This window comes from Enterobacter cloacae complex sp. P1B, assembly GCF_014982345.1.
In the GTDB taxonomy this organism is placed as follows: Bacteria; Pseudomonadota; Gammaproteobacteria; order Enterobacterales; family Enterobacteriaceae; genus Enterobacter; species Enterobacter bugandensis.
Genome location: NZ_JADCLF010000016.1, coordinates 246,064 through 262,009 on the forward strand (window position 1 = coordinate 246,064; position 15,946 = coordinate 262,009).

Annotated in this window: 11 protein-coding genes; 6 read left to right on the forward strand and 5 right to left on the reverse strand. The window is 62.5% G+C overall.

Features of this window, described 5'->3' with window-relative positions; all coding sequences use genetic code 11:
* Window positions 1-75: 75 nt before the first annotated feature.
* On the reverse strand, window positions 76-2,316 hold the full coding sequence (locus INF77_RS19990) for a TonB-dependent siderophore receptor (RefSeq protein WP_045631298.1): 2,241 nt from the start codon (window positions 2,314-2,316) through the stop codon (window positions 76-78).
* 145 nt (window positions 2,317-2,461) lie between these two features.
* Between INF77_RS19990 and fes the strand changes: the two genes are divergently transcribed.
* From fes to entF, 3 genes are read left to right on the forward strand one after another with little or no spacing between them, the layout of a single operon-like run.
* Entirely contained in the window at window positions 2,462-3,661 is a 1,200-nt protein-coding gene (fes, locus tag INF77_RS19995) for an enterochelin esterase (protein WP_193532205.1), read from the forward strand.
* 10 nt (window positions 3,662-3,671) lie between these two features.
* Window positions 3,672-3,884: an MbtH family NRPS accessory protein gene (locus INF77_RS20000; RefSeq protein WP_193532206.1), complete on the forward strand. Its 213-nt coding sequence runs from the start codon at window positions 3,672-3,674 to the stop codon at window positions 3,882-3,884.
* Window positions 3,881-7,738: an enterobactin non-ribosomal peptide synthetase EntF gene (entF, locus tag INF77_RS20005; protein ID WP_193532207.1), complete on the forward strand. Its 3,858-nt coding sequence runs from the start codon at window positions 3,881-3,883 to the stop codon at window positions 7,736-7,738. The genes INF77_RS20000 and entF overlap by 4 nt, the downstream gene beginning before the upstream one ends.
* Window positions 7,739-7,811: 73 nt before the next feature.
* Here the strand turns inward: entF and fepC are convergent, their stop codons facing one another.
* The 3 genes from fepC to fepD are packed head-to-tail and all read right to left on the reverse strand — an operon-like array spanning window position 7,812 to window position 10,596.
* The gene (fepC, locus tag INF77_RS20010; RefSeq protein WP_193532208.1) at window positions 7,812-8,606 is read right to left on the reverse strand and encodes an iron-enterobactin ABC transporter ATP-binding protein; all 795 of its coding nucleotides are present in this window, start codon (window positions 8,604-8,606) and stop codon (window positions 7,812-7,814) included.
* Complete coding sequence (gene fepG, locus INF77_RS20015) at window positions 8,603-9,592, reverse strand: iron-enterobactin ABC transporter permease (protein WP_120266909.1); 990 nt, start codon at window positions 9,590-9,592, stop codon at window positions 8,603-8,605. The genes fepC and fepG overlap by 4 nt, the downstream gene beginning before the upstream one ends.
* Window positions 9,592-10,596 (reverse strand): Fe(3+)-siderophore ABC transporter permease, encoded by a 1,005-nt coding sequence (gene fepD, locus INF77_RS20020; RefSeq protein WP_047367698.1) that lies wholly within the window; start codon window positions 10,594-10,596, stop codon window positions 9,592-9,594. Before fepD ends, fepG begins: the two co-directional genes overlap by 1 nt.
* Before the next feature lie 108 nt (window positions 10,597-10,704).
* Here fepD and entS point away from each other — a divergent pair, with 108 nt between their 5' ends.
* Window positions 10,705-11,952 (forward strand): enterobactin transporter EntS, encoded by a 1,248-nt coding sequence (gene entS, locus INF77_RS20025; RefSeq protein ID WP_063438253.1) that lies wholly within the window; start codon window positions 10,705-10,707, stop codon window positions 11,950-11,952.
* 46 nt (window positions 11,953-11,998) lie between these two features.
* Here the strand turns inward: entS and fepB are convergent, their stop codons facing one another.
* Entirely contained in the window at window positions 11,999-12,958 is a 960-nt protein-coding gene (gene fepB / locus INF77_RS20030; protein ID WP_063154732.1) for a Fe2+-enterobactin ABC transporter substrate-binding protein, read from the reverse strand.
* A 188-nt stretch (window positions 12,959-13,146) separates the two neighbouring features.
* Here fepB and entC point away from each other — a divergent pair, with 188 nt between their 5' ends.
* Both entC and entE read left to right on the forward strand, forming a co-directional pair.
* On the forward strand, window positions 13,147-14,322 hold the full coding sequence (gene entC / locus INF77_RS20035) for an isochorismate synthase EntC (RefSeq protein ID WP_063154731.1): 1,176 nt from the start codon (window positions 13,147-13,149) through the stop codon (window positions 14,320-14,322).
* Window positions 14,323-14,331: 9 nt separating this feature from the next.
* On the forward strand, window positions 14,332-15,942 hold the full coding sequence (gene entE, locus INF77_RS20040) for a (2,3-dihydroxybenzoyl)adenylate synthase EntE (protein ID WP_063154730.1): 1,611 nt from the start codon (window positions 14,332-14,334) through the stop codon (window positions 15,940-15,942).
* Window positions 15,943-15,946: the final 4 nt, after the last annotated feature.

Here is a 15,946-nt window from a genome sequence, read left to right on the forward strand (position 1 = left end):
TCCCTCTGAATTGTGCGGACTGATGCCCTCACCCCAACCCTCTCCCACAGGGAGAGGGGGAAGTCACTGCCTGTATCAGAATCTTGTGTTTACGCTCATGTACCAGGTGCGACCCGGTTCATTATACGTATACGCCCCCGCACCGTACATATACGCACCGGTTGTCGCGTTCCCCGTGGTCTGGGCATTACCCGCGCGCCACTGGCGCTTGTCGAAGACGTTGTCCACGCCGCCGGTCAGGCTGACGTTTTTTGTCACGTCCCAGGTGGCGCTCAGGCCAACGATGCTGTACGGGCTGACCTCGTCTTTCTCAGACCCGGTCACCGGCTGGCCTTTGTAGTTGTACTTCTTCGGCTGCTGCTTGCCGTACCAGGTGAAGGTCGACTGCAATGACACATCCTGGTGCACCTGCCAGCTCAGGGTTGAGTTCAGCGTGTACTCCGGAATGATCGACAGACGGTCGCCGGTCTCCTTGTTCTTGCTCTGCAGCATATAGGTAATGTTGTTGGTCCAGTTGATGGTGTCGCTGACCGGCACGTTCAGGGAGCCTTCCAGACCTTCCACCACCGCCTTCGGCACGTTTTCCCACTGGTAGATATCGGTGGTGACTTTACCGGTGGAGGTCTGGCCAATCGGCGCGTAACCCGCTTCAATCTTGTTGCGGTAGTCGTTGCGGAACCAGGTCACGCCCGCCAGCCAGCCGTCGCGTTTCCACTCCAGGCCAATCTCTTTGTTGATGCTGGTTTCCGCTTTCAGATCGTCGTTACCCATCATGTAGCAGCCCACGCCGTCGGAGCTTGCGTAGCAGCCCTGGCCTTTACTGTACAGCAGGTAGTTCGGGTTGGTCTGATACAGGCTTGGCGCTTTATAGGCGCGCGCGATCCCCATCTTCAGGGTGAAGTCATCCCCCAGACCCTGCGACAGGTTCAGAGACGGGCTCCAGTTATTGCCCACGATGGTGTGGTGATCGAAGCGCAGGGCAGGGGTCAGCATGGTGCTGTCGGTCAGCTCCATGTTGTTCTCAGCGAACAGGGAGAAGATCTCCGCTGACGTGTACGGGCTACGGTCTTCGCTCATGCCCGGGATGGTGCCACCCTGCTGGGTTTGCGAGAAGGAGGTCGAATCCTTCATGCGCTGCTGGTTCCACTCGGTGCCGAGCGTCAGGTTCTGGTTCACAATGAAATCAATCGGCAGGTTGATTTCGCTGTGCAGCATCACGTCGGCCAGATCGGTGTCGGTGAATTTATTGCTGTTGAACAGGCCTTCCGTACCGCCCGCCAGCCCTTCGCCCAGGCGGGAGTTGCGGGTGTGTTCGTACTGCGCCCAGTTGCTGGTGGTAATGCCGTTGTCCCAGCCGCCGTTCCAGGTCACGGCGAAGTTCTGGCGATAAATACGGTTCGTCTCTTTGCCGTAGTTCTTCTTCACCAGCGCGTTGTCGTTGTTGGTATTTTGCGTGTCACCCGCATAGAGGTTGTTCTGGCGGCTGTAGCCCGCTTCAAACTCCAGCGACTGCATCGGCGCGAAGTCCCAGCGCACCACGCCGTTGATGTCTTTGTTCTCTACACCCTCGCGGCCCGCGGGCAGGGTGTTGGCGTAGGCTCCGGTACGCTCAGACTGGTGGCCCTGGTTGATGTCCCACGCGTCGGCCTGAGTCTTATCCAGGTTACCAAACATGCGGAAGCTGAAGTCGCCGCCCAGCGGGCCGCTCAGGCTGAAGTTGGTGCGTTTGGTGGAACCCTCGTCTTTATGCTCTGGCGCGTTCAGGTAGGTGTTCCAGGAGCCGTGCCACTGGTCGTCGAACTTTTTGGTGATGATATTCACCACGCCGCCCGCCGCGCCGTTACCGTAGCGCGCGGCGGCCGGGCCGCGGATCACTTCGATGCGCTCGATCATCTCCGGCGGCACCCAGCCGGTATCGCCACGGGTATCACGCTCGCCGCGCCAGCCCAGGCGGATGGAGTTGCGGCTGGTGACGGGCTTGCCGTCGATCAGGATCAGGGTGTTTTCCGGGCCCATGCCGCGAATGTCGATCTGACGGTTGTTCCCGCGCTGGCCGCTGGTGGAGTTCCCGGTCAGGTTAACGCCCGGCATGGTGCGGATGATTTCCGCCACGTCCCGCGCGGGCGGGTTTTTGCGGATCTCATCGGCGGTGATGGTCGACACGCCAGGCGCCTGCAAATTCTGCTCGGCGGCGGTGATCACCATGGTGTCTTCGTGCTGCGCAGAGGCGGCGTTGTCGTCTGCCATGGCGGGCAGCGCGACGCCATAAATCCCTAAATTGACCAGCAAGGCCAGAGAGTGAATCTTCTTATTCATTGTACGTCCCGCTTTTATGGTTATTTATGAACGCGCTTCCCACAGCGCGGGCAATACGCTATTGCAAATGCAAATAGTTATCAATAATATTATCAATAAAATTTGCTCTGAAACAAAAAATATTGCTAAACATGGGGTTATAAGGGTGACGGCGTTAACAACCGGAAGTGAAGCGTGGTGGCAGTCGAAAAACGGGCCGGAATGGCAACGTCATGAGGAAAACTATCGCGTCACATTCTGGTGGCGGGACCCGGCAGGAACCCAGCAGACCTCAACGGTTAAACGCGTCTGGCTCTACGTTACCGGCATGACCGACCACCATCAGAATGCCCACCCGCAATCGCTTGAACGCATTCCCGATACCGACGTTTGGCAGTGGCAGGGGGAGTTCAGCCCCGAATGGCGCGGCAGCTACTGTTTTATCCCCTCCGATAACGAAAACGATTTTGCCGATGCAGTATTTGAAGGCGAGCAGCCGGACCGCATGGCGCTGCGCGAAGGCTGGCGCAAGCTGCTGCCGCACGCAATTTCTGACCCGCTGAATGCGCAGAGCTGGCGCGGCGGGCGCGGGCACGCCGTCTCGGCGCTGGAAATGCCGGAAGCGCCCGTACAGCCGGGCTGGAACCATCCCGATATGCCCTTCAAGGCGCCCATTTGCATTGAGTGGGAAAGCACACGCCTGAAAAATCGCCGTCGCGTCTGGATTTTCACCACCGGCGGGGACGACCGGGAACGCCCGCTGGCGGTGCTGCTCGACGGGCAGTTCTGGGCCGAAAGCATGCCGGTCTGGCCTGCGCTGGCGTCGCTCACCGCCGAGCGCAACCTGCCGCCTGCGGTCTACGTCTTAATCGATGTTATTAATATAGAGCACCGTAACCGCGAGCTACCGTGCAATCCCGACTTCTGGCTGGCGGTGCAGGAAGAACTTCTCCCCCTTGTCCAACAACGCGCGCCGTTTAGCGACCGCGCCGACCGTACGGTGGTCGCAGGGCAAAGCTTTGGCGGTCTCTCCTCCCTTTATGCCGCACTGCACTGGCCGCAGCGTTTTGGCTGCGTGCTCAGCCAGTCCGGCTCCTACTGGTGGCCGCACCGCGGCGGGCAGCAGGACGGGCTGTTAATCGAACAACTTAAAACCGGCGAAATATCCCCTCGCGGGTTAAGCATCCTTCTTGAAGCCGGGCGCAACGAGCCGCTTATCTTGCGCGCAAACCAGGCGATCCTCGCCGAACTACACACTCAGCAACCGGTTATCTGGCGTCAGGTTGACGGCGGACACGATGCGCTTTGCTGGCGCGGTGGGCTGACGCAGGGGCTGATGACCCTCTGGCAGCCACTCATTCACTAACGGAGTCTGTATGGAATTCAGCAATCCTTTCGATAATCCGCAGGGACAGTTCGCCATTTTGCAAAATAACCAGGGGCAGTACAGCCTGTGGCCGCAGCAGTGCGAATTGCCTGCGGGCTGGCGCGTGGTCTGCGAACCGCACTCTCAGGAGGCGTGCCAGCAGTGGCTGGCGCAACGCTGGCAGACGCTTGAGCCGTCCTCTTTTGCGGGGGAGCGCGCATGAACCGTCTCCCTCTCGTCGCCGCCCAGCCGGGTATCTGGATGGCAGAGCAGCTTTCCTCGCTGCCAAACGCCTGGAGCGTGGCCCACTACACCGAGCTGAAAGGGAATATCGACGCGCCATTGCTGGCAAAAGCCATCGCTGAAGGCATGATGCAGGCCGATACCCTGCGCACGCGTTTCGCTGAAGATAACGGCGAGGTCTGGCAGTGGGTCGATGAGACCCTGATCCTGCCGGAGCCGTCCATCGTACGCGTTGATTCTCACGACGCCGCCGTGGCGCTGATGGAGGCCGATCTCAGCCAGGATCTGCGCGTGGACAGCGGTCAGCCGCTCGCTTTCCATCAGCTGATTCAGGTCGGTGACAACCGCTGGTACTGGTATCAGCGCTATCACCATCTGGTGGTGGATGGTTTCAGTTTCCCGGCGATTACCCGCCAGATCGCCGCGATTTACGCTGCATGGAATAAAGGGGATCCCACCCCAGCCTCACCATTTACTCCGTTCGCCGAGGTCGTTGACGAGTATCAGCGCTATCGCGACAGCGAGGCCTGGCAGCGCGACGGTGCTTTCTGGGCCGGGCAGCGCAAACAGCTTCCTCCTCCGGTCTCGCTCTCCTCCGCGCCGCTGCCGGGACGCGCCGCCACTACCGACATTCTGCGTCTGAAAATTGCAATGGACACTCGCGCCTTTAGCCAGCTGGCGCAGGCAGCCGGGCAGGCACAGCGCACCGATCTGGCGCTTGCGCTGGTGGCGCTGTGGCTGGGCCGCCTCACCGGACGGCTGGACTACGCCGCCGGGTTTATCTTTATGCGCCGCATGGGGTCCGCCGCGCTGACCGCAACCGGCCCGGTGCTTAACGTCCTGCCGCTGGCGGTGAATATTAATCCGCGTGAGAGCCTGCCGGAGCTGGCGCTGCGCCTGGCGAACCAGCTGAAAAAGATGCGCCGACATCAGCGCTACGACGCCGAGCAGATCGTGCGCGACAGCGGGCGGGCCGCAGGGGACGAACCCTTATTTGGGCCGGTGCTGAACGTGAAGGTGTTTGATTATCAGCTGGATATCGACGGCGTGGAGGCCATCACCCACACGCTGGCGACCGGCCCGGTGAACGATCTCGAGCTGGCGCTGTTCCCGGACGAGCAGGGCGGATTAAGCATTGAGATCCTCGCCAACAGGCAGCGTTACGACGACGCGACGCTGAAGCGCCACGTTTCGCGCCTGAACGCGATGCTGGCGCAGTTTGCCGCGAACCCGGACCTGCGCTGTGGCGACGTGGAAACCGTATCCGAGCAGGAATACGCCCGGCTGGCGCGCATCAACGATACCGGCCTGGCGCTGCCCTCCACCACGCTGGCGGATCTGGTGGCGGAGCAGGCGAGCAAAACGCCGGACGCTCCCGCGCTGGCGGATGCCCATATTGAGCTGAACTACCGCCAGATGCGTGAGCAGGTGGTCGCGCTGGCAAACCTGCTGCGCGCGCGCGGCGTGAAGCCGGGCGACAGCGTGGCGGTGGCGCTTCCGCGCTCGGTGTTCCTGACCCTGGCGCTGCACGGGATTGTTGAAGCCGGCGCCGCCTGGCTGCCGCTGGATACCGGCTACCCGGACGATCGTCTGCGGATGATGCTGGAGGACGCGAAACCGTCGCTTCTCATTACCACCGACGCGCAGCTTCCGCGCTTTAACGATCTGCCGATACCTTCATTTAGTTACAACATGCTATTGCCAGCCACAGGCGCTGAACCTCTGCGTCTGGCGAAGCCGGAGCAGACCGCGTACATCATCTTTACCTCGGGTTCAACGGGACGCCCGAAAGGGGTGATGGTGGGGCATACCGCCATCGTTAACCGCCTGAAGTGGATGCAGGATCATTATCCACTGGCGGCGCATGACGTCGTGGCGCAGAAAACGCCGTGCAGCTTTGACGTGTCGGTGTGGGAGTTCTGGTGGCCGTTTATCGCCGGGGCAAAGCTGGTGATGGCCGAGCCGGACGCGCACCGCGATCCGCACGCGATGCAGAGCTTCTTCGCAGAATATGGCGTAACCACCACCCACTTCGTGCCCTCGATGTTGGCGGCATTTGTTGCCTCGCTGACGCCGGAAAACGTCGACTGTTGCAGGACGCTGAAGCAGGTGTTCTGTAGCGGCGAGGCGCTGCCAACGGCGCTGTGCCGCGAGTGGGAGCAGATCACTCATGTACCGCTGCACAACCTCTACGGCCCAACCGAAGCGGCGGTGGACGTGAGCTGGTATCCGGCGTACGGCCCGGAGCTGGCGGCAGTGGAGGGCAACAGCGTGCCGATCGGCTTCCCGGTGTGGAATACGGGGCTGCGCATTCTGGACGCGATGATGCGCCCGGTGCCGTTCGGCGTGGCGGGCGATCTGTATCTCACCGGCATTCAGCTGGCCCAGGGGTATCTGGGACGTCCCGACCTCACCGCCAGCCGCTTTATTGCCGATCCGTTTGCCCCAGGCGAGCGGATGTATCGCACCGGAGACGTTGCCCGCTGGCTGGACAACGGGGCGGTGGAATATCTGGGCCGCAGCGATGACCAGCTGAAAATCCGCGGTCAGCGCATTGAGCTGGGCGAAATCGACCGGGCGATGCTGTCGCTGCCGGACGTGGCCCAGGCCGTGGCGCATGCGTGCGTGTTCAACCAGGCTGCGGCAACGGGCGGCGATGCCCGCCAGCTGGTGGGGTACGTGGTTTCCGAATCCGGTTTACCGCTGGATCGCGACGCGCTGCTGGACTCGCTCAGGGCACAGCTGCCGCCGCATATGGTGCCGGTGGTGCTGCTGCAAATCAGCGCGCTGCCGCTAAGCGCCAACGGCAAGCTGGATCGCAAGGCGCTGCCGCTGCCGGAGCTGACCAGTAAAACCTCCGGTCGCGCACCCGAGACGCAAACCGAAGCCGCCGTGGCGCAGGCGTTTTCTGCGCTGCTGGGCTGCGAAGTGAACGATATCGACGCCGACTTCTTTGCCCTTGGCGGCCACTCGCTGCTGGCGATGCGCCTCGCGGCTCAGCTCGGTCGTGCGTTCAGCCGCAAGGTCACGCCGGGGCAGATTATGGTCGCCTCGACGGTCGGCAAGCTCAGCGCGTTGCTGGACTCGCAGATGAGCGACGAACAGGCGCAGCGTCTGGGGTATGAAACCCTGCTGCCGCTGCGTGAAAGCAACGGCCCGACGCTGTTCTGCTTCCATCCGGCGTCCGGCTTTGCCTGGCAGTTCAGCGTCCTGGCGCGCTACCTCAGCCCGCGCTGGTCCATCATCGGCATTCAGTCGCCGCGGCCAAACGGCCCGATGCAGCAGTGCGCGGATCTCGATGGGGTGATCGAACATCACCTTAAAACGCTGCGTAAGCAGCAGCCGCACGGGCCGTATTACCTGTTCGGCTATTCGCTCGGCGGCACGCTGGCGCAGGGCATTGCGGCGCGCCTGCGCGAGCAGGGCGAAGCGGTGGCGTTCCTTGGCCTGCTGGATACCTGGCCGCCGGAAAGCCAGAACTGGGCGGAGAAAGAGGCAAACGGCCTTGACCCGGAAGTGCTGGCGGAGATCGAGCGCGAGCGTCAGGCGTTTATCGCCGCCCAGCAGGGACAGGGCTCCAGCGAATTGTTTAACACCATTGAAGGCAACTACGAGGACGCGGTGCGGTTGCTCACCACCGCGCACAGTTCACGCTTTGACGGTAAAGCGACGCTGTTTGTTGCTGAACGTACCCGAACGATGGATCCGCATACGGCCTGGGCGTCGTGGGTGGGCGAGCTGGAGGTCTACAGCCAGGACTGCGCCCACGTGGATATCATTTCACCGCAGGCGTTTGAGAAGATTGGGCCGGTACTGAAGGAAATTTTAGGATAGTGCAAATGCCCGGTGGCGCTGCGCTTACCGGGCCTGAATGTAGGCCGGGTAAGGCGTAGCCGCCACCCGGCTATTACCGCCGACCTAACGGCACCACCAGCGGCGTACCCGCCACCGGATCGTCAATAATCATGCAGCGCATGCCGTAGATCCGCGCGATCAGCTCTGGCGTCACAATCTCCTTCGGCGCGCCCTGCGCCACAATCTCGCCGTCGCGCAGCGCAATCAGATGCGTGGCGTAGCGGCAGGCCTGATTTAAATCATGCAGCACCGCCGCCAGGGTATACCCCTGCGTGCGGTTCAGCTCGCTCAGCAGCTCCAGCAGGTCAATCTGATGGCTGATGTCCAGCCAGGTCGTCGGCTCGTCCAGCAGCATAATGGAGGTCTCCTGCGCCAGCACCATCGCGATCCACGCCCGCTGTCGCTGTCCGCCAGAGAGGGTATCCACGCTTTGCTGAGCCAGATCGGTGATGCCCGTTGCCTCCATCGCGCGCTTCACGGCCTCGTCGTCCTCTTTGCGCCAGCGGGTAAACAGCGGCTGGTGTGGATAGCGCCCGCGCGAGACCAGCTCCTGCACCGTGATATCTCCCGGCGTGGTGGCGTTTTGCGCCAGCAGCCCGATGCGCCTGGCCACCTCTTTGCTGGCGAAGCGCTGGATCTGCTCTCCATCGAGGAATACGCTGCCCTCTGTCGGCGACATCAGGCGGCTCAGGGTGCGCAGCAGGGTTGATTTGCCGCAGCCGTTCGGACCGATAATCGCGGTGAAGTGGCCGTCCGGAATGGCGACGGTTAAATCACGGGCAATGATTTTTTTGCCATAGCCGAGGGTCAAGTTTTCGCCGCGCAAGCGGGTTGTTGAATCTGTCATTTCTTGCGTGACTCCTGAACGAGCAAGACGATGAGGTAAATCCCGCCGAGGCTGACGGTCACCACGCCCACCGGAAGTTGATAAGGCATAAACAGCCGCTGGGCGCAGAGATCGGCGGCCAGCAGCAGCATCGCACCGCACAGGGCAGCCTGGGTCAAGCCCCAGCGCGCGGTGCCGCTAAGACGCCGCGCGATGTGCGGCGCGACAAGGGCAATAAACGAGATCGGCCCGGCGATGGCGGTGGAGGCGGCGGTCAGCAGTACCGCCACCAGCATCAGCATCAGACGCGAGCGCTCAACGCTCACGCCCAGCGCGCAGGCGCTGTCGTCGCCCATCTCCAGCAGGCGCATCCGGCGTACCAGCAGCAGGGCGCCGATAAACATCAGCAAAATTAGCGGCGCGGCGGGCCAGGTTTTGCCCCACGTCAGGCCGTTAAGTGAGCCGGCGTACCACAGCCCGGCGGAGAGCGCGGTTTCCAGAGACGCCTGCAACAAAAGCCAGGTGTTAAAGGCCATCAGCATCGCGCGGATGCCGATCCCGATAATGATCAGCCGGAAGGTGTCAATGCCGTTGCGCCAGGCCAGGGCCCAGATAAGCAGCGAGGTCAGAATGCCGCCCGCCATCGCCGTAAAGGTAATGGCCGTCAGATGCTGCCCGAACAGCACCATCGCCACCAGCACGCCGCTCCACGCGCCGGTATTCAGGCCCATCACGTCCGGGCTGCCGAGGGGGTTACGCATCAGCGACTGGAAAATCGCGCCGCTGACGCCTAGCGCCGCGCCCACCAGGATCGCCATCGCCACGCGCGGCAGTCGCCATTCGGTGACCACCATGGTGATGTTACGCGGCGCACTGCCGGTGAGGGCGTGAAAGACCTGCGCGAAATCAAGCGTTACGGCACCGCTTTGCAGGCTCCAGACCGCCAGCAGAGTAATGGCGATAGCCAGCAGGAAGACGCTGGTGAGTAAACGACGGGAAGGAGCCATCATGCGCCACCTCCGCGTCTGCGACGTACCAGGAAGATCAGCACCGGCGCGCCGATAAACGCGCTCACCACCGAGACGCGCAGCTCGCCGGGCACCAGCAGGCGGCCCAGCACGTCGGCAAACAGCAGCAGGGCAGGGGTCGCCAGCAGCGTGACCGGCAGCGACCAGCGGTGGTCCGACCCCACCAGCCAGCGCGCCATGTGCGGCATCATCAGGCCGATAAAGGCGATCGGACCGACCACGGCGGTTGCGCTGCCGCTCAGCACGGTGATAGCGAGCAGGCCAGTCAGCTGCGTGCGCGCCACGCGGTTGCCGAGGGCGGTTGCGGTGTCGCTGCCGAGGCTCAGGCTGTTCAGCGACCGGCTTAAACACAGCGCCACGACGGCGGCGATAATGACCGGGATTGCCACCACGTTTAAGGTTTCAAGGGTGCGGATATCCAGCGAGCCGGCCTGCCAGAAGCGCAGCTGGTCGTAGACGTCCGGGTTGAGCAGGGCGATGCCGCTGGACAAGCCTTCCAGCACCGCGGCCAGCGCCACGCCTGCCAGGGTTAAGCGTACCGGGCTGAGCTGCCCGCCGCCCTGACTGCCGGTAAACGCGACCACCAGCGAGGCGGCCAGCGCGCCGCAGAAGGCCATCGCCAGCTGTTCAGAGGGTGACGTCAACCCGAACAGCGCTGCGCCGAGCACGATGGCAAAGCTGGCGCCGGAGTTGACGCCGAGAATGCCGGGGTCCGCCAGCGGGTTACGGGTAAGGGTTTGCATCAGGGCACCCGCAAGGCCGAGCGCGCCACCGGCCAGCAGTCCGGCAAGAGTGCGGGGCAGGCGGGCGTCGAGCACGATGGTGCAGTCCGCGCTCTGACAGGTTCCGGAGAGCGCATCAACGATAACGGACGCGGGTAGCGGCTTCGCGCCGACCAGCAGGCTGAGTGCAATCGCAAGGATTAGCAGTAGCAATAATACGGGCACGGCAATGGCGCGCACCGCAGAAGAGGAAAACGACATAGCAACATCCATGATTTGATAATGATAGTGATTATCGTTATCTATCTTATTTGGCTATGTTAGCATGTGCGCCCATGGAATGGGTAGAAATAGACTCAAGGCTTTGTCATGAATCAAAAATCCTGGCTGCTTAACCTCAGCCTGTTGAAAACGCACCCGGCGTATCGCGCCGTTTTTATCGCTCGCTTTATCTCCATTTTGTCCCTCGGCCTGCTCGGCGTCGCCGTGCCGGTACAGATCCAGACTATGACGCACTCCAGCTGGCTGGTGGGGCTATCCGTCACCTTAACCGGCGGGGCGATGTTTATCGGCCTGATGGTCGGCGGCGTGCTGGCGGATCGCTACGAGCGTAAGAAGCTGATCCTGCTGGCGCGCGGCACCTGCGGGGTGGGCTTTATCGGGCTGTGTCTGAACGCCATGCTGCCGGAGCCGTCGCTGATGGCGATTTATGCCCTTGGCCTGTGGGACGGTTTTTTCGCCTCGCTCGGCGTGACGGCGCTGCTGGCGGCAACGCCCGCGCTGGTGGGCCGCGAGAACCTGATGCAGGCGGGGGCGATCACCATGCTCACGGTACGCCTCGGCTCGGTGATTTCGCCGATGGTGGGCGGCCTGCTGCTGGCAACGGGCAACGTGGCCTGGAACTACGGCCTTGCCGCGGCGGGCACCTTTATCACCACCCTGACGCTGCTGCGTCTGCCGCTCCTGCCCCCGCCACCGCAGCCGCGCGAACACCCGCTTAAATCGCTGATGGCCGCGATTCGTTTTCTGTTCAGTAACCCGCTGATTGGCGGCATTGCGCTGCTCGGCGGCCTGCTGACGATGGCGAGCGCCGTGCGCGTGCTTTACCCGGCGCTGGCGGGCGAGTGGCAGATGAGCGCCTCAGAGATTGGCGTGCTGTACGCCGCCATTCCGCTCGGTGCGGCCTGCGGGGCGCTGACCAGCGGTAACCTGGCCCAAAGTGCGCGTCCGGGCTTGATTATGCTGGTGGCGACGCTGGCCTCGTTTATCGCCATCGGCTTCTTCAGCCTGATGCCGGTCTGGGCGCTGGGGGTGATGTGTCTGGTGATTTTCGGCTGGCTGAGTGCGGTCAGCTCACTTTTACAGTACACCCTGATCCAGACCCAGACGCCGGAAGGGATGCTGGGGCGTATCAACGGCCTGTGGACCGCGCAGAACGTGACGGGCGATGCAATTGGCGCGGCGATCCTCGGCGGGCTGGGGGCGATAATGACCCCGGTGGCGTCGGCGAGCAGCAGCGGGTTTGTGTTAGCGATGGTTGGCGCGATCTTACTGGTGGTGCTGGTGGAATTGCGGCGGTTCAGGCAGGAGGTCGTGTTGAACGACGGTGCGGCCTGATGCCCTCATCCCGGCCCTCTCCCGCGGGGAGAGGGAGGGAAAATGCCTACTTAAACAACTCACTCAATCTGTCTAACACCAGCATCGCGCTGTAATAATCCAGGCGGAACGTCTCCGTTCCCAGCGCCCAGACGCGCTTGTTTTTCACCGACGGTAAATGCGCCAGCAGCGGGTTGGCGTAAATCGCATTCACGTCTTTCTCGTCGCCGGCAAACACGAACAGCCCTTCGCCGTTCAGCCCCGTCGCCAGGTTTTCTCCACCCAGCTGAATAATGTCGTGACGCTTGCCCTGGCTTTTTGAGGTGTGCAGCCCATCGGGTAACGCCGCCAGCGTAAAGCCCAGCTGGTGTAACAGCTTGCCCTGCGCCGATTCTGTCGTCCACAGGTTCGCCGTGTGCGCGGCGGCGGTGTAGACGATGGCATTCACCGGCTGCGGCGGCAGTTTCATCTGCTGTTTCACCTGCGCGAGCTGTTTATCGAACGCGGCGATGCGTTCAGCGGCCTGTTTCTCGTGCCCGGTCATCGTGCCCAGCTGGGTCAGCAGTTCCTGCCAGCTTTTGTCGTCGTAATTGATGATAAGCGTCGGGGCGATGGCGGAGAGCTGATCGTACAGCGCCAGCGCGGAATCCCCGCCGGTGGCGCTGATTAAAATCAGATCCGGCATCTGGGCGGCCACCGCTTCGGCGCTCGGCTCGCCGATGTACAGCCGTGCAACCTTACGCTGTTTTGCAATATCCCCCCACTGGCGCAGGAAACCCTGCGCGTCCGCCACGCGGTTGTTCGGCGTGGTTGCGCCGCTGGCAATGACCGGCGCGTCAATCGCCAGCAGGGAGCCGGTTAAGGTCACGCTGGTAGAAACAATGCGCGTCGGCTTGCTCTCAAGCGTATGCACGCCGCGGCTGTCGGTGACCTGGCGCGGCCAGTCGGCGGCGGCGGCTGAGGTTAGTCCTAAAACAAAAAGTCCTGTCAGAAGAAGGGCATTGCGGCAAACGGCAGCGATTTTCACAGAGCGGCATCCTGTTTTTATTGAAGATAATGCTTCTCATTTTCATGGTTGCCGGGAAGGGATGCAAGCGTTTGTCGCAGAAGTTAATGGCCCGACGGTTGACAGCGGCGCGCTGTGGGATTAGGTTAGCCGACGAAAATATAAATGATAATCATTATTGCTTCTTTTATCATTTTGAGGAGGATGATATGGACACGTCCCTGGCTGAGGAAGTTCAGCACACCGCGACCACGCTGCAATCAGACAGCTTTTTCTTTATGTCGCCTTACCGCAGTTTTACCACCTCAGGCTGTTTTGCCCGATTCTCTGAACCTGCCGTCGGCGGCGACGATCCGGCGGGGCAGTTCCAGCAGAAATTAGCCCAGGCTTTCCGGGATGCGAAAGCCAGCGGCATCGCTCATCCCGTCATGGTAGGGGCCATCCCGTTCGATACCCGCAAGCCGTCTTCGCTGTTTATTCCGCAACGCTGGGAGACGTTTTCCCGTCCCGCGCGTCAGCAGTCCGCACGCTATTTCTCCGGCGCGCAGGCGCTGAGGGTGGAACAGCGCACCGAGATCCCCGCTCAGCCCGTTTTTGAAGAGATGGTCGCGCGCGCCGCGTCGCTCACCGCCACGCCGCAGGTGAATAAGGTAGTGCTGTCGCGCCTGATTGATATCGCCACCGACAAAAAAATGGACAGCGGCGCGCTGATGGAGCGTCTGATCGCTCAGAACCCGGCGAGTTTTAACTTCCACGTGCCGCTGGAAGACGGCGGCGTGCTGCTCGGCGCCAGCCCGGAACTGCTGCTGCGCAAAGAGGGCAGGCACTTTAGCTCGCTGCCGCTGGCAGGCTCCGCGCGCCGCCAGCCGGACGACGTGCTGGATCGCGAGGCGGGCAATAAGCTGCTGGCCTCCGAAAAGGACCGCCACGAACACGACCTGGTGACCCAGGCGATGAAGGCCATTCTGGCGCCGCGCAGCCATCATCTGAGCATGCCGTCTTCCCCGCAGCTCATCACCACGCCGACGCTGTGGCATCTGGCGACGCCGGTTGAAGGTGACGCGCGCGAGAACGAAAACGCCCTGACGCTGGCCTGCCTGCTGCACCCGACCCCGGCCCTGAGCGGCTTCCCGCATCAGGCGGCTAAAGAACTGATTGCCGAGCTGGAGCCGTTCGACCGTGAGCTGTTCGGCGGCATCGTCGGCTGGTGCGACAGCGAAGGCAACGGCGAGTGGGTGGTGACCATCCGCTGCGCGCGTCTTCACGAAAATACCGTTCGCCTGTTTGCCGGCGCGGGCATTGTGCCTGCCTCCTCCCCGGTGGGCGAGTGGCGCGAGACGGGCGTGAAGCTCTCCACCATGCTTAACGTGTTTGGTTTGCACTAAGGAATACCCATGACCATCCCTTTTACCCGCTGGCCTGAGGATTTTGCCCGCCGCTACCGTGAAAAAGGCTACTGGCAGGATCTGCCGCTGACCCACATCCTGACGGACCATGCGCAAAGCGATGCGGTCGCGATTATCGACGGCGAACGGCACATCACCTACCGCGCGTTTCATCAGGCGGTGAATAACCTCGCGTCTGCCCTCCAGGCGCAGGGGCTGCACCGCGGCGAGACCGCGCTGGTGCAGCTCGGCAACGTGGCCGAGTTTTACATCACCTTTTTCGCGCTGCTGCAGATCGGCGTCGCGCCGGTTAACGCGCTCTTTAGCCATCAGCGCAGCGAGCTGAACGCCTACGCCGCCCAGATCAAACCCGCCGTGCTGATCGCCGATCGCGAACATGCCCTGTTCGCGGGGGATGATTTTCTCAATACCTTTGTGGATGAACACCGCTCGGTTCGCGCCGTGCTGCTGCGCGGCGATAAGGGTGAACATGCGCTGGAAGCGGCGATTGCGCACCCGGCGGACAACTTCATCCCGAACCCGACGCCCGCAGACGAGGTGGCGTTCTTCCAGCTCTCCGGCGGCAGCACAGGCACGCCGAAGCTGATCCCGCGTACGCACAACGACTACGACTACAGCATCCGCCGCAGCAATGAAATCTGCGGCATCACTGCGCAGACTCGCTATCTGAACGCGCTTCCCGCGGCACATAACTACGCCATGAGCTCGCCGGGATCGTTAGGCGTGTTCACGGCGGGCGGCTGCGTGGTGCTGGCGAACGATCCGAGCGCCACGCTCTGCTTCCCACTGATTGAGCAGCATCAGATCAACGTGACGTCGCTGGTCCCTCCGGCGGTGAGCCTCTGGCTGCAGGCGATTGCCGACGGCGCGGGGAACGCGCAGCTGAAATCCCTCAAGCTGCTCCAGGTGGGCGGCGCACGCCTCTCCGCCACGCTCGCGGCGCGTATTCCGGCGGAAATCGGCTGCCAGTTGCAGCAGGTATTCGGCATGGCGGAAGGGCTGGTGAACTACACCGCGCTCGACGATATGCCGGAGCGCATCATCAATACCCAGGGCCGCCCAATGTGTCCGGACGACGAGGTGTGGGTGGCGGACGAGGACGGCAACCCGCTCCCGCGCGGGGAAGTCGGACGTTTGATGACGCGCGGCCCGTACACCTTCCGCGGCTATTTCAACAGCCCGGAGCACAACGCCAGCGCCTTTGATGCCAACGGTTTCTACTGCTCCGGCGATCTGATCGCCATCGATGAGCAGGGCTACATCACCGTGCAGGGGCGCGAGAAAGATCAGATCAACCGCGGTGGCGAAAAGATTGCCGCCGAAGAGATCGAAAACCTGCTGCTGCGCCACGAAGCGGTGATCCACGCCGCGCTGGTGAGCATGGAGGACAGCCTGCTAGGCGAAAAAAGCTGTGCGTATCTGGTGGTGAAACAGCCCCTGCGTGCGGTTGAGGTGCGTCGCTTCCTGCGCGAGCAGGGCGTTGCCGAATTTAAGCTGCCGGACCGCGTGGAGAGCGTGGATGCGCTTCCGCTCACGCCGGTCGGCAAAGTTGATAAGAAACAGTTGCGCCTGTGGCTTGCTGAACGCGCCCGGGGCTGAGGAA

Bases quoted from the DNA above. Each gene is read 5' to 3' on its own strand.
- fepC (WP_193532208.1), bottom strand. From the start codon at position 8,606: ATGACAGATTCAACAACCCGCTTGCGCGGCGAAAACTTGACCCTCGGC.
- fepD (WP_047367698.1), bottom strand. From the start codon at position 10,596: ATGTCGTTTTCCTCTTCTGCGGTGCGCGCCATTGCCGTGCCCGTATTA.
- entS (WP_063438253.1), top strand. From the start codon at position 10,705: ATGAATCAAAAATCCTGGCTGCTTAACCTCAGCCTGTTGAAAACGCAC.
- fepG (WP_120266909.1), bottom strand. From the start codon at position 9,592: ATGGCTCCTTCCCGTCGTTTACTCACCAGCGTCTTCCTGCTGGCTATC.
- INF77_RS19990 (WP_045631298.1), bottom strand. From the start codon at position 2,316: ATGAATAAGAAGATTCACTCTCTGGCCTTGCTGGTCAATTTAGGGATT.
- entC (WP_063154731.1), top strand. From the start codon at position 13,147: ATGGACACGTCCCTGGCTGAGGAAGTTCAGCACACCGCGACCACGCTG.
- entF (WP_193532207.1), top strand. From the start codon at position 3,881: ATGAACCGTCTCCCTCTCGTCGCCGCCCAGCCGGGTATCTGGATGGCA.
- entE (WP_063154730.1), top strand. From the start codon at position 14,332: ATGACCATCCCTTTTACCCGCTGGCCTGAGGATTTTGCCCGCCGCTAC.
- INF77_RS20000 (WP_193532206.1), top strand. From the start codon at position 3,672: ATGGAATTCAGCAATCCTTTCGATAATCCGCAGGGACAGTTCGCCATT.